Origin of the sequence: Bacteroides fragilis NCTC 9343, assembly GCF_000025985.1 — a bacterium.
In the GTDB taxonomy this organism is placed as follows: domain Bacteria; phylum Bacteroidota; class Bacteroidia; order Bacteroidales; family Bacteroidaceae; genus Bacteroides; species Bacteroides fragilis.
This window is the reverse complement of record NC_003228.3, coordinates 3,641,723-3,655,816: the sequence shown is the minus strand read 5'-3', so window position 1 is coordinate 3,655,816 and position 14,094 is coordinate 3,641,723. Positions and strand designations below refer to the sequence as shown.

Annotated in this window: 14 protein-coding genes; 4 read left to right on the top strand and 10 right to left on the bottom strand. The window is 47.3% G+C overall.

Annotated features, from left to right (window positions below):
• Positions 1-11 precede the first annotated feature (11 nt).
• The 10 genes from BF9343_RS15040 to BF9343_RS14995 all read right to left on the bottom strand — a co-directional run bounded on the left by BF9343_RS15040 (position 12) and on the right by BF9343_RS14995 (position 11,607).
• Positions 12-452, bottom strand: a complete 441-nt coding sequence (locus BF9343_RS15040) for a MarR family winged helix-turn-helix transcriptional regulator (RefSeq protein ID WP_005798889.1) — start codon at positions 450-452, stop codon at positions 12-14.
• Between the two features lie 157 nt (positions 453-609).
• A complete protein-coding gene (locus tag BF9343_RS15035; RefSeq protein WP_008769607.1) occupies positions 610-2,460 on the bottom strand; it encodes a glycoside hydrolase family 13 protein in 1,851 nt (616 codons plus the stop codon).
• 503 nt (positions 2,461-2,963) lie between these two features.
• Positions 2,964-4,256 carry a tetratricopeptide repeat protein gene (locus BF9343_RS15030; RefSeq protein WP_008769608.1) on the bottom strand — a complete coding sequence of 431 codons (1,293 nt, stop codon included), beginning with the start codon at positions 4,254-4,256 and terminating at the stop codon, positions 2,964-2,966.
• Positions 4,257-4,272: 16 nt separating this feature from the next.
• The gene (locus tag BF9343_RS15025) at positions 4,273-5,604 is read right to left on the bottom strand and encodes a tetratricopeptide repeat protein (RefSeq protein ID WP_005798885.1); all 1,332 of its coding nucleotides are present in this window, start codon (positions 5,602-5,604) and stop codon (positions 4,273-4,275) included.
• A 148-nt stretch (positions 5,605-5,752) separates the two neighbouring features.
• Positions 5,753-6,913 (bottom strand): sodium ion-translocating decarboxylase subunit beta, encoded by a 1,161-nt coding sequence (locus tag BF9343_RS15020; protein ID WP_005789543.1) that lies wholly within the window; start codon positions 6,911-6,913, stop codon positions 5,753-5,755.
• Between the two features lie 2 nt (positions 6,914-6,915).
• Positions 6,916-7,347, bottom strand: a complete 432-nt coding sequence (locus BF9343_RS15015; RefSeq protein WP_005789540.1) for an acetyl-CoA carboxylase biotin carboxyl carrier protein — start codon at positions 7,345-7,347, stop codon at positions 6,916-6,918.
• A 25-nt stretch (positions 7,348-7,372) separates the two neighbouring features.
• A complete protein-coding gene (locus BF9343_RS15010) occupies positions 7,373-8,287 on the bottom strand; it encodes an OadG family transporter subunit (protein ID WP_005798883.1) in 915 nt (304 codons plus the stop codon).
• Between the two features lie 20 nt (positions 8,288-8,307).
• Complete coding sequence (locus BF9343_RS15005; RefSeq protein ID WP_010993279.1) at positions 8,308-9,861, bottom strand: acyl-CoA carboxylase subunit beta; 1,554 nt, start codon at positions 9,859-9,861, stop codon at positions 8,308-8,310.
• A gap of 125 nt (positions 9,862-9,986) precedes the next feature.
• Positions 9,987-10,391: a methylmalonyl-CoA epimerase gene (gene mce, locus BF9343_RS15000; protein ID WP_005789532.1), complete on the bottom strand. Its 405-nt coding sequence runs from the start codon at positions 10,389-10,391 to the stop codon at positions 9,987-9,989.
• A 232-nt stretch (positions 10,392-10,623) separates the two neighbouring features.
• Positions 10,624-11,607 (bottom strand): GNAT family N-acetyltransferase, encoded by a 984-nt coding sequence (locus tag BF9343_RS14995; protein WP_010993278.1) that lies wholly within the window; start codon positions 11,605-11,607, stop codon positions 10,624-10,626.
• Between the two features lie 117 nt (positions 11,608-11,724).
• Between BF9343_RS14995 and BF9343_RS14990 the strand changes: the two genes are divergently transcribed.
• From BF9343_RS14990 to BF9343_RS14975, 4 genes are all read left to right on the top strand, one after another.
• Entirely contained in the window at positions 11,725-12,267 is a 543-nt protein-coding gene (locus tag BF9343_RS14990; RefSeq protein WP_005814945.1) for a beta-class carbonic anhydrase, read from the top strand.
• Positions 12,268-12,433: 166 nt separating this feature from the next.
• Positions 12,434-12,970, top strand: a complete 537-nt coding sequence (locus BF9343_RS14985) for a nitroreductase family protein (protein WP_010993276.1) — start codon at positions 12,434-12,436, stop codon at positions 12,968-12,970.
• Positions 12,971-12,972: 2 nt separating this feature from the next.
• On the top strand, positions 12,973-13,305 hold the full coding sequence (locus BF9343_RS14980; RefSeq protein WP_005814948.1) for a hypothetical protein: 333 nt from the start codon (positions 12,973-12,975) through the stop codon (positions 13,303-13,305).
• Positions 13,302-14,093 carry a Rossmann-like and DUF2520 domain-containing protein gene (locus tag BF9343_RS14975; RefSeq protein ID WP_005814950.1) on the top strand — a complete coding sequence of 264 codons (792 nt, stop codon included), beginning with the start codon at positions 13,302-13,304 and terminating at the stop codon, positions 14,091-14,093. The genes BF9343_RS14980 and BF9343_RS14975 overlap by 4 nt, the downstream gene beginning before the upstream one ends.
• Position 14,094 lies beyond the last annotated feature (1 nt).

Genomic DNA, 14,094 nt, shown 5'->3' with positions numbered 1-14,094 from the left:
GCGGATTTCTTTTAGATCTCATTGAGCACTTCATGCAGTCTCTTCAGGTCTTCGATGCATTCCGTTATCCGGCTTGCCTCCATCTCTGCTCCGGTTTGGGCATAGATATCGTTGATCAGGGGTTTCACGGTGAGGGCAAGTTCTTCGCCTTGGGGCGTCAGGAAAATCAGGCGGTTTCGGCGGTCGGAGGGGCCTTCTTTCCGTATCACCCAGTTTTTCTTTTCCAGATTATTAATCAGATTGGTCAGGCAAGCCTTGTCCTTTGCTGTTTTCTCAGCCAGGGATTGCTGGCTGATGCCTTGTTTGTTCCACAGGCAGTTCATTACTTGCAGCATCTCGAAGGTCATATCCACGTTGTGGCGTTTGAGTACCCGCTGAACGGCCTGGCGGAATGCCATCCAGGTTCGTAAGGTTTGTAGGACGAGCTCGCGCTCCGATTCGTTGTTTGTCATCGTCGTATTCTTTTAGTCGCTGCAAAGGTAGGAATATTCTCCGATAATAGTCAAACGTTTGACTATTATTATTCGCATTAGGCTACACAAAGGGCACAGAGGATGTCGGGTGAAATCCTTTGTGCCCTTTGCTTATGCGGTTATAACCGGTGTGAGATTAAAGCTCTATAACCATCGATTGGCGGGGTGCCATTGTCAGTTCTTCATTGAGTGCCGTTACTTTTCCGCTAATGACGTCTTTTCCTTGAGTCTTGTCTTTCAGCACTTCGGCATAGTATTTCAGGGGAAGTTTCACCTCTTTATCCGTACCGTTCAACAGGACGAATACCGTTTTCCCTTTATATTGGCGTGCATAAGCATATACGCCGTGCTGCACCATGAACTGTTTCATGCTGCCTTTGGCGATCACATCGTTGCCCTTACGCCAGTTCAGCAGGTTGCGGTAGAAGTTATAGCTTTCATTCTGCAATCGGGTACGTCCCTCGGGAGTCAGGGCATTCTCTTTATCGTCCGTCCATCCGCCCGGGAAGTCCTTTCGTACATAGCCGTCGCTTTTACTCTTTACTCCGTTCATCATCACCTCCGTTCCATAATAGAGTTGCGGGATGCGTCGGGTGGTCAATAAAAGGGTGGAGGCCTGTTTCAGCATATCGAGGTTTTCGCCTTCACCCAAGAAACGGTCGGTGTCATGATTCTCGATGAAAGCCAGTACGGAAGCCGGATTGGGATACAGATAATCGTATACAAAATTGTTGTAGACACGGTCCAATCCTTTGAACCAAGTGTCCGTTTGTTCATTCTTGGCCGTGTTGACTTTGTCGAAGAAGCTGAAATCCATGACTGTTTTCAAGTGACTGTTGCGCGGGGCGGAGAGTTTGGAGTCTTTCTGCCACCAGGCTGTATAGGCCGGTTCGGTAACCCAGGTTTCGCCCACCGTGTTGTAGTTGGGGTATTCTTCGTTCAGTTCTTTCATCCAGTTGCTCATGGCATCGTAATCGGCATACGGGTAGGTGTCCATCCGGATGCCGTCGATATCGGCGTACTCAATCCACCACAGGCTGTTCTGCAAGAGGTATTTGTATACGTGAGGGTTCTTTTGGTTGAGGTCAGGCATGGCTTCCACGAACCAGCCGTTGTTCATCTGGTCGAAATCGTACTCCGAGGCATACGGATCTACATGTGGAGTCAGCTTGTAGGAAGTTTGCACAAAGTTGTTCTTGAAGTCCGCATGGTTGAACCAGTCCTTTGAAGGCATGTCCTTGATCCAGGGATGTTCTACTCCGCAATGATTGAAGATCATGTCCATCACGACCTTAATGCCCCGGTTGTGGGCTTTCGCTATCAGTGAGCGATATTCCTCGTTAGTGCCGAAACGTGGGTCTACCTTGTAATAATCGGTTGTTGCATATCCGTGATATGAGCCGCCTTTCATATTATTTTCGAGTACCGGGGTGAACCAGAGTGCGGTCACTCCCAAGTCGGTAAAATAGTCCAGATTTTGTTCGATACCGGCCAGGTCGCCTCCGTGACGTGCGTTCGGGTCGTTGCGGTCCACTTTATATTCGGCCATGCCTTCTATCCGGTCGTTATCCGGATTGCCATTGGCAAAACGGTCCGGCATCAGCAGGTATAATGCATCCGATGCGTCAAAACCTTTGTGATCGACTCCGGCTTTGCTGCGTGCTTTCAATTCGTACTCTTTCACCAATTTCTTCTTTCCGACCGTAAATGTGATGGGCATCTTGCCCGGCTTTACTTCTTTATCGAGATGCAGGTAGACAAGCAGGTAATTGTTGCTTTCCAGTTTCACGACGCTGCTGAGCGATACACCGGGATAATTTACTGATACGGATGCCTGGCCGATGCCTTCACCGTATACCATTAACTGGAGTTCCGGATTGTTCATACCGGTGAACCAGAAGGGCGGATCGATTTTGGATATGTTCATGGCTGCATAAGTGGTTAATGACAGTAGGAATGAACCTAAGAGTAACAATAATTTTTTCATGATATTAGCTCGTTATTATTTAATGTTGCTAATATAGGGTAAATCATCGGATTGTTTTCCGTTTTCTTTCTTACTGTGTGCCATCTATTTATGCAAACGTTTTCATTGGAGAATTCTCCGGGATGGAGCTCAACCGATAAGGAACACTTTTCGATGCAATCAGGTGAACGTGACGTCCGGAAAAGGAGATGCCGTCATAGCTTCGGCTACGCAGCACCGTAACTTCGGCTACGCAGCACCGTAACTTTATCTACGCAGCACCGTAACTTCGGCTACGCAGCACCGTAACTTTGGCTACGCAGCACCGTAACTTTGGCTACGCAGCACCGTAACTTTAGCTACACAGCACCGTAATTTCGGCTGCGTGCCGATGTGACTTCGGTTACGTGCCACTGTGCCTTCTACCGCACATCTTCAAATTTATTTTCCATTATTCTCCCTCTGTGAAACTCTGTCTGCACTCAGTGGTGAATTGTCCGAAACGATGCATCTATCCGATCAATTCACTTTTCTCCCTTTAAGAATTTCTCTTTTCGGATGCTTTCCAATTTATTGGTGGCACTTTTGTAGTAATCTATGTAGGGTGCGGGTTCTTCTTCGTCATCATCCGGCTGCTGTAGTACTGCATTTTGTTTGGATTTTGTTCGCAGAAAAGCCTGCAAGTAATGCTCTGTGGCTTTAGTATCTCCTATTTTGTCCGATAAGAACGCCAAGTTATAAAGTAAAATATGCTTGTCAGGGGCATATTTGTATTGTTCTTTGGTAGCCTTGATTTGGTCCCGGGTTTGCTTGGTTTGCCTGTAGCAGTCTGCCAAGCCTGAGTATAAGCGCTCCATGATACTGTCGGCGGGGATAGTCAGGGCGATAGCCTGGTTCAGATATCCTATTCCCTCTTGTTTCCATAATGTCTTGGAGCACGAACGTCCCAAATAGTAGAGTAGGTTGGCGCCGGGTGACTGGCATGATTTTGCTTTGAGTAGCCAATCGCGCGCTTTATAGTATTCTTTCGTAGCGTAGTAGCTGACTCCCAGGTAATAACATGTCAGCAGTGTGCTGTCTCCCCGGGCGGTCAGATCCTGATAACGTTTGATGGCGGTGGGATATTCTTTGCGCAGACAATACGCCAGTGCGTTTTGACGGTTCACTTCTACATTGGTGCTGTCCGTCCGGCGGTATGCTTCTGTCAGGGCAATTGCCCCTTCGTAATCTTTCATTGTATTGAAGATACTGCCCAGCTTAGCTACCGAGAGATAGTCGGAGGGATATTTCCTGATGATGGAAAGATAGCAAAACATACTTTCTACCGGCATGCCGGCTCCTTCCATGCTTTCCGCCATCAGTCGCAATACGGTGGCGGAACTGTCTTTCCTGGCCAATGCGATACTCTCACGCAATGCATCGCCGTATCGCTGATAGTTGTATAACAAGCGGGTGTATTGCAAGTGTGCGTAAATATGTTCGGGATTGAGTTCCATCACCTTCCGATAATACCCCAAGGCCTCGTTAAATTTGCTCAATTGCCTGCAACATTCTGCTGCCTCTACCAATGCCTGCTGATTTTCGGGCAGCTCGATAATGATATGTTGCAAAGTGGACAGGGCTTCGGCGGTACGCCCTAAACTTTTTAAAGCTTTGGCTTTCTGTATGAGTAACTGTGGTGATGCACTTTCTTCATCAATCAGTCTGATCACCGTTTTATAGTCATAGTTTGCCATTGCTTCTTGAACGGAGGCGGTGTTCTGGGCTTGCAGCACTACGCTGAACCCCAGATAGAGGAGGAGTATCCAATGTTTCATGGGGGGGGGACAGATTCTATTGTTTCTGACTTTCTAACGGTATTCCTTCTTTGAAGAACTTTTCTTTCTGTAAGTCTTTCAGCCAATTTTCGGCAGCGTTGTAATAATTTTCAAGTCCGAGTACAAGTTCCCCTTTCTCACTCACCGGTTCTTCTTTCCTGGCATTCGCCTTTCGGGTTTTTAAGAAAGCCTGCAGATAACGTTCGGCCGATTTGTTGTCTTTGAGTTGATATGAATAGTTCCAGGCGATGTCATAAAGAAGTTTATGGTTCGTCTTGTCATATTTGTACAGTTCTCTGAGAGCCTGGATTTGCTTTGGAGTATCCTGAGCCAGTTTACAACAATCCACCAAGCCTTTGTAAAGTCGGATCATGGTGCTGTCTTTGGGAATGGTCAGTTCGATAGCTTTCTCCAGGTGTTCGATGCCTTCTTTTTTCCAGGAAGTCTTGGCGCAGCAACGTCCCAGATAATAGAGCAGATTGGGATTTTCTTCCATCTCTTTTTGCAGTTTGCTGAAACACGCGTGCGCTTCGTAATAATATTCATCCGCGTAATAGCTGACTCCCAGGTAGTATAAGGTCTGTGTACTGCTGTCCCCCTGTTGGCACAGCTTTTCATAGCGCTTGATGGCTGTCGGATATTGTTCGGCGTGGCAGTAGGCGAGAGCGTTTTGCTGGTTGACAATCAGGTTGGTGGAGTCCCGTTCCCTATAGCGTTCGGTAGCTTGGATGGCATATTCGGGATATCCAGCCACAATGTTCAGGTTTCCGAGTTTGGCCGCAGCCAGATAATCGTCCGGATATTTATCCTGAATGACTTCATAGCAACCGATAGCCGGTAGTATCTGTTGCATCCCTTCAAGGCTTTGAGCCTGTAGGTGGAGCACTACGGCCGAACTGTCCGTTTCGGACATCATTGAACTTTCTCCAAAAGCCTCAGCATAGTTTTTGGTGTTGCAAAGCAGGTTGATGAATTGCAAACGGGCATACTTGTTTTTGGGATTCAGGCTGATGGCTTTCCGGTAGTAGTCCAGCGCATCGTTGTACTTGGCCATTGCTTTACAGCATTCCGCTGCTTCGATGTGTGCCTGTTGGTTGGTGGAGTCTTCCGCTATCACTTGGCGGATGGAACGTAGAGCTTCCGCATTGCTGCCGATTCCTTTCAGGGCTTTTGCTTTCTGCATTAACAGTGGGATGGTGGGAGGTTCCTTGTTTATCAGTTCAACGGCAGTCTCGTAGTCATAGTTTGCCATTGCTTCCTGAATTTTGTTTTGATTCTGGCCCATCAGTAGGGGACTGAGGCAAAGACAGAAAATAAGGAAGAGTGGTTTCATTGTTCTTGTTCTCATAGGACGTATTGTTTTATTGTCCGCAAGTTAGTAAAAATATCCATTCTACGAAAGATTCGTAATATCTTTTAGATAGATTAACGCAAAAAAAAGACGCCCTTCTTTGCGAAAAGAAGAACGTCTACCTTACTAATGAAAAAAATATCGTTTACATGAGGAATCCGAGCAGGATACCGGCAGCTACAGCCGAACCGATAACCCCCGCTACGTTAGGACCCATGGCGTGCATCAGCAGATAGTTGGTCGGATCATATTCCAAACCGATTACCTGTGAAATACGTGCCGAGTCGGGTACGGCAGATACACCTGCATTACCGATCAGCGGATTGATCTTATTGCCTTTCTTCAAGAATAGATTGAAGAATTTGACAAACATGACACCTGACGCTGTTGCGATGATGAAAGAGAATGCACCGAGGATAAAGATCAAGATAGAATCCCAGGTGAGGAATTGTGAAGCTTGGGTAGAAGCTCCCACAGTCAGTCCCAACAGGATAGTGATCACATCGATCAACGGACCACTGGCCGTATTTGCCAAACGACGGGTTACTCCACTTTCTTTCAGAAGATTACCGAAGAACAGCATACCCAGCAAAGGCAGACCCGAAGGAACCAGGAAGCATGTAAGCAACAGACCCACGATGGGGAAGATTACTTTTTCCGTATGCGATACTATTCTCGGTGGTTTCATGCGGATCAGACGCTCGTGTTTGGTGGTTAGCGCACGCATGATAGGTGGCTGTATCACCGGCACCAGCGCCATGTAAGAATAGGCTGACACAGCGATGGCACCCATCAGGTTGGGAGCCAGTTTGGACGAAAGGAAGATGGCCGTCGGTCCGTCGGCACCGCCAATGATACCGATAGCACCCGCCTGGTTGGGTTCGAACCCAATGAGCAGGGCAATGATATACGCGCCGAAGATACCGAATTGCGCAGCAGCTCCGATCAGCATCAATTTGGGGTTGGAGATCAGCGCCGAGAAGTCCGTCATGGCTCCGATACCCAGGAAAATGAGCGGCGGATACCAGCCGGAGGTTACTCCTTGATAAAGGATGTTCAGTACCGAACCTTCTTCGTAAATACCCACTTTTAATCCGGCTTCCATATTGAATGGAATATTACCGATCAGAATACCGAAGCCAATGGGGATCAGCAGCATCGGTTCAAATTCTTTGGCTACGGCAAGGTAGATAAAGAAGAGACCGATTAGCAACATGAAAAGATGTCCGGGTGTCGCGTTCGCAAAACCGGTGTATCCCCAGAAGTCAACAAGGTTATTCCCTAAGAATGATACGAAATCTCCCATAATTATTCAATGATTACGAGGTCTGTACCTTCAAGTACAGAATCTCCTTTATTAACTTTAATTTCTGCTACTTTTCCGTCTTTATTGGCATTGATGTTGTTTTCCATCTTCATAGCCTCAAGGATGATGATCGTCTGGCCTCTCTTCACGGTATCCCCTTCTTTCACTTTTATGTCGAGGATAACGCCCGGAAGCGGAGATTTCACACCGTCTTTTTTGGAAGCTGTCGGTTGTTTGGTTACTACCGGAGCACCTGTTTCCGTTTTCGGAGCGGCTGCCGGGCGGGTCACCGGTTTCGGAGCGGCTTTGACGGGCTTGTCCAACTCTACTTTATAAGAGGTTCCGTTCACTTCAACGTTGGCTATGTTATCTTCTACATCGTTCACTGTAACGTTGTAAAGGTTGCCGTTGATTTTATATTTATATTGTTTCATTGCTTCATTTTATTAGGGTTAGTAATTATCTTTTCGGAGTCTGACGCAGTGTGTAGATCTTCGAACTCCAGGGTGAGTAGGTGCGTTTCACTTTGTTGATAGTCAAAATCATGTCTTCAACGTCGTGAGCGTCATTCAGGTATTCATGCAAAGCCATGGCGATCGCGGCGGTTTCTTCACCTGTGTGGCTACCCAGGTTCTTTTCCTTCGCTTCCGTCTTGTCGGTGATACCGGTGGCTTTCATCGCGTTTTTCTTACCCAGTCTGACCGCTACGTTACCTACCGCCTTGAATGAAAGATACAAGAGTACCAAACCTATGAATACGACCGACATGGCGATGATGGCCATACCGATACCGATAGAGTCGTGTTTCTTGAAGTTCTCGATCTTCGGGTTTTTGTCGATAGTCATATTGTTGGTGCTCGGAGTGACATAGCTGTGTTCTCCTTCACCTTTTACTACCCAGTTGGCACTTCCGTCTTTTTCGCGAGCGTATGAACGGTCGGCAAGCTGACCGGCGGGTATGGTTACTTCGTCAATCAGAGTTTTACCGTTAGAGTCATACAAAGCAATGTAATTCTCTTTGTTCGGGTCGAGCGTAAAGTTCACGTGGAACGTACCCCGGTTAGGCATTCCGTCTGCCCAGAACAAAGCATGTTGGCGCGGCTTGATCAGAGTCAGCACGTCGCCTTTGGGAATAGGATATTTGGTCGGATTGTTTTTATCGTTCGTCAGAAAGCAACCTTCCAGATTTACAGAAGCGAAAGAGGTGTTGAATATCTCTATCCACGCATTGTGCAGTCCGTAGTCATCCTGATAGTTCTGGTCGTTGACGACCAAAACCTCATTGATTCTCAGACTGGTGGCACTTTGCGCCCTGAGCCCCATGCAAACCATTGCCAGCAGAGCGATAAATATCCCGATTCTTTTCTTATTCATAACAATCGATGTTTAATTTGTTACAATGGAATATTACCGTGCTTTTTAGCAGGGTTGGTTAATTTTTTGGTCTGCAGCTGTTGCAGGGCGCGGATCACGCGGAAACGAGTGTTTCTCGGTTCGATAACATCGTCAATGTAACCGTATTTGGCTGCATTGTATGGGTTGGCGAACAGTTTAGTGTACTCGGCTTCCTTGTCTGCCAGGAATTGAGCAGGGTTTTCCTGATCTTTGGCTTCTTTGGCATACAATACCGCTACTGCACCGGCACCGCCCATTACGGCGATTTCGGCTGTCGGCCATGCATAGTTCATGTCGCCGTGGAGTTGCTTGCAACTCATTACGATGTGCGAACCACCGTAAGATTTACGCAGGGTAACAGTTACTTTGGGCACAGTGGCTTCACCATAAGCGTACAGCAACTTGGCTCCGTGCAGGATTACACCATTATATTCCTGACCCGTACCTGGAAGGAATCCCGGAACGTCTACCAATGTCACCAGCGGAATGTTGAATGCGTCGCAGAAGCGAACGAAGCGTGCACCTTTGCGTGAAGCATTGCTGTCGAGTACTCCGGCGAGGTATTTAGGCTGATTGGCAACCACACCTACCGATTGTCCGTTCATACGGGCAAAACCGATAATAAGATTTTTCGCATAGTCTTTCTGTACTTCCAGGAATTCTCCGTTATCGATGATGGCGCCGATCACTTCGTACATATCGTACGGTTTGTTCGGGCTGTCGGGGATGATCTCGTTCAGCAGGTCGTCCATACGGTCGATGGGGTCGGTACAGTTCACCAATGGAGCTTCTTCCAGGTTGTTTTGCGGAATAAAGCTGAGAAGCTTGCGAATAATCGCCAGACCTTCTTCACCGGTTTCGGCAGTGAAGTGAGTTACACCGGACTTGCTGGCATGTACGCTTGCACCACCCAGATCTTCCTGAGACACGTCTTCACCCGTTACTGTTTTCACAACAGCCGGTCCGGTGAGGAACATGTAAGATGTACCTTCCGTCATCAGCGTGAAGTCTGTCAGGGCGGGAGAGTAAACCGCACCGCCGGCACACGGACCGAAAATACCTGAAATCTGTGGGATGACACCCGAAGCCATGATGTTGCGCTGGAAGATTTCAGCATAACCGGACAGGGCGTTGATGCCTTCCTGAATACGTGCGCCACCCGAGTCGTTGATACCGATGACAGGGGCACCCATCTTCATGGCCATATCCATTACTTTACAGATCTTTTGTGCCATGGTTTCCGACAGTGAACCACCGAATACTGTGAAATCTTGTGCGAAAACATATACTAATCTACCTTCTATCGTTCCATAACCGGTTACCACACCGTCGCCGAGGAAATGTTTTTTCTCTTGTCCGAAATTGGTACATCTGTGTTGAACAAACATATCCAGTTCTTCGAAACTACCTTCGTCAAGCAACTGTGCAATACGCTCGCGGGCTGTATATTTGCCTTTGGCGTGTTGTTTTTCAATAGCCTTTTCGCCACCACCTAAACGAGCCTGAGCACGAAGTTCAATAAGCTCTTTTACTTTTTCAAGCTGGTTACTCATGAGTTTTTCTTAATTTAAAGGGTTATAATATTTACAACCGGACGATTGACAACCCGGATGGGGAATTTAATGCAAAGAAAAATTCCGTTTGTCCGTGGCGCGGATCGTCCGAATCGTACATCTTTTTAGTGTTCGCAGAGTTCTGTCAGTACGCCCAGAGTTGATTTCGGGTGAAGGAAAGCAATGTTCAGGCCTTCGGCACCTTTGCGCGGAGCTTTGTCGATCAGGCGGATCTCTTTGCTTTCGGCTTCGGCTAGGGCATTGGCTACGCCGTCTTCAATGGCGAATGCCACGTGATGAACACCTGCACCTTTGTTTTCGATGAATTTCGCGATGGTACTTTCCGGACATGTGGGTTCCAGTAATTCGATTTTGGTATCACCTACTTTCAGGAAGGCTGTTCTTACTTTTTGATCTTCTACAGTTTCGATGTTGTAGCATTTCAAACCTAAAACGTTTTCATAATACGGAAGGGCTTCTTCGATACTTTTTACGGCAATGCCCAAATGTTCAATGTGTGAAATCTTCATAACTATATTTTTAAATTTTGGTATTAATCGTCTTTTCGGAATGGTATAAAACAGCACAAAGAAAATCAATTCTTGTTTAATAAAGAAATTTTTCTGCAATTAATTATGGTGAAAATAGGTTTAAAACCTAAGGTGCATGGGTTTAAAAGGCAGGTATCGTTGGTTTAAAACCTAAGGGAGGTGGTTTAAAAGGCGGAGAGGGTTGGCGCTGATCCCTGAGACAGGCGGATGTTCAGACGTATATTTTGATCAGCAGGTCGTTCAGCCATTGCCAGCGGAAACGGAACCATCGCCGGGTGCTGCTTTGCTTGCCACCGAAGCGGAGCACGAAGTCACGATAGCCGTGCTTCTTAAATGGGAGTCCGGCGTCCATGAACTCCATGTGGCGGAATCCGTTTTGATGGGCATCCTGGAGGGCTTTCCATACAGCCAGTATACCCGGGTATTGCAAGGCATAGGTCTTTCGCATACCTCCCGAAAACCAGAGATAGGCATCGTTTCCCGAATAGATACAGGCAGATCCTCCGATAATTTTGTCTTTGTAGCGGACGATGAAAATCTTTGCCTGCCGGCTGTGAATCAGCCGGGTGTCCATGTGCTGGAAAAAGATGATGTTGGGAAAATGTTTACGGATGCGGGACGAATAGAGATGCCTCAGCATATTCGAAAATTCGCGTATCTCTTCTACCGTACGTGCCTCGTCTACTTTTGCTCCATTTTTCAGGCCTTTTTTGATCTGGCGGATACGGGAGGGGCTGAAACGTTGTTCGGCGTTTTCGATGCCGTGAAGCGAGTTTCGTACCCGCAGCCAGTTGACAGGGAAGTATCTGTTGGACCGGAAATATTTGTAGCCGAACATGGCGTTCTCCAGATTGCGGAATTCTATCAGAAACGAGTTCCGCAAAGCCTCCGTGGTGAGGTGCTCCAGCATTTCGCCGAATATCCTTTCCTTGTCGGCTTCCGCTGTCAGATATTCGCCCGTGCCATAGATTTCGCAGCGTTTGATGAAAGCGGGAGGAAACATGCGGATGCTTTTGCGGATGGCAGCAAGCAGTCGCGCAACGGGTTTTCCGTCTTCCGAAGCCATAATCAGGAGTGGGGTGTAGCCCGGAGTTTCTTCGTAGATCTGAAATAACTCTTTCGAATGAAACGTATTGGTTCCGGGAAAATCCGGAATCTCACTCCCTTGGTAATATGTAGTCAGTTTTAATGGCATATCGGGACAAATTTACATTTTTTATTTCTCTTTACAACATTTGCAGGGCTTATTTTGTTGAGCTGTCGTTTTGTGACTATCTTTGTGGAGATACTACAATAAAATCCGTTTTTGATTATGTTAGAAGAAATTCTTGAATTCAACAAAAAGTTCGTTGAGAACAGGGGATACGAAAAGTATATCACTAACAAGTATCCTGATAAGAAAATCGCTATCCTTTCCTGTATGGATACCCGTCTGACAGAACTGTTGCCCGCCGCTTTGGGGATTCACAATGGAGACGTAAAGATTATAAAGAATGCCGGTGCCGTCATTTCCCATCCTTTCGGCAGTGTCATCCGTAGTCTGCTGGTGGCCATCATCGAGTTGGGAGTAGAAGAAGTGATGGTCATTGCCCATTCCGATTGCGGTGCTTGCCACATGAACAGCGACGAAATGATAACTCACATGAAAAAGCGGGGAATCAAGTCCGAAACAATCGACATGATACGCTACTGCGGGGTCGATTTTAATTCGTGGCTGGGCGGATTCGACGATCCGGTGAAGTCCGTCAGGGGCACGGTTCGTTCCATAGAGAACCATCCGCTTATTCCGAAAGATGTCCGGGTGCATGGTTTTATCATCGATTCACTGACCGGCGAGTTGACGAGAGTGGAATAAATTGCCTATCTTTGCGCCCGAATCGCCACGGAGCGCGCCGATTCATGCAAAGTCCTGCAGGGCATACCTTATGTAGACGGGCATGCCGGGTGGTACCTTGGTTCGCGTGTGTTTGTGCATTCTATGGTGACTGGCGGTATATTCAAATAATGCAAAGTATAGATACATGGAAAATTTCAGTGAACTAATAAAAAATCGCCGCAGCATGCGGAAATTTACCGGAGAAGAACTTTCTCAGGAAGATGTAGTCGCTTTGCTGAAAGCGGCCCTGATGGCTCCTACTTCAAAGCGCAGTAACAGCTGGCAGTTTATCGCAGTCGATGATAAAAAGTTGCTCGGTGAACTTTCACATTGCAAAGAGCAGGCTTCGGCCTTTATTGCCGACGCGGCATTGGCCATTGTCGTTACTGCCGATCCCTTGGCGAGCGATGTATGGATTGAGGACGCTTCCATTGCCTCTATTATGATTCAGCTTCAGGCCGAAGACTTGGGGTTGGGAAGTTGCTGGGTGCAGGTGCGTGAGCGATATACTGCCACCGGGATGCCTTCCGATGAATTTGTGCGCGGTGTGCTCGACATTCCTTTGCAGTTGCAGGTGTTGTCCGTCATAGCGATCGGGCATAAAGGGATGGAACGTAAACCCTTTAATGAAGACCATTTGCAATGGGAAAAAATCCATATTAATAAGTTCGGAGGTAAGTAACGGTGAGTGCAGTAAAAGCAAACAATAAAGATACCTACAAAGCCACGGCAGTCACCCTTATTGTGATAGGGGTGCTCTATCTGATCGACAAACTGATACACTTTTCCACTTTGGGGATACCTTGGGTGATGAATAAGGATAATCTTTTGCTTTACACTGCGGTGATTTTCCTGTTTATTAAGCGGGATAAATCCGTCGGCTTGGTATTGCTCGGATTGTGGTTGGTGCTGAACATCGGCCTGATTGTTTCGTTGCTTGGTTCGATGTCCGGTTATCTGCTGCCTTTGGCTTTATTGATAATCGGAGGTATATTGTATTTGATTTCAACACGATGAAAAGAAGTATAGAAGATACGCCGATCGTATTGATCGGTGCCGGAAATCTTGCCACTAATCTGGCAAAAGCCTTATATCGGAAAGGATTTCGTATCGTACAGGTGTATAGCCGTACGGAAGAGTCGGCCCGCGAGCTGGCACAGAAAGTGGAAGCCGAATATACGACAGACCTCGCAGAGGTGAACCCGTATGCGAAGCTGTATATTGTTTCACTGAAAGATTCCGCCTTTGCCGAACTTCTTCAGGGCATTGTCGAAGGTAAGCGGGAAGAGGCATTGATGGTGCATACGGCAGGTAGCATCCCGATGAATGTCTGGGAAGGACATGTCCCGCATTACGGTGTGTTCTATCCCATGCAGACTTTCAGCAAGCAGCGGGAGGTAGATTTTAAGGAGATTCCTTTCTTCATAGAGGCTTCTTCGACAGAAGATGCCGCGTTTCTGAAAGCCATTGCCTCTACACTGTCCAACCGTGTGTACGATGCCGACTCGGAGCAGCGTAAAAGTCTCCACTTGGCTGCCGTGTTTACATGTAATTTCACCAATCACATGTATGCCCTTGCTGCCGAGTTGCTTAAGAAATACAATCTGCCGTTTGACGTGATGTTGCCGTTGATTGATGAAACCGCCCGTAAGGTGCACGAACTGGAACCTAAGACGGCCCAGACCGGGCCGGCCATCCGTTATGACGAGAATGTGATCGGCAATCACTTGCGGATGCTTGCCGATGATCCTGCCATGCAGCGGTTATACGAGTTGCTTAGCCGAAGCATTCACGAAAGACAATAAT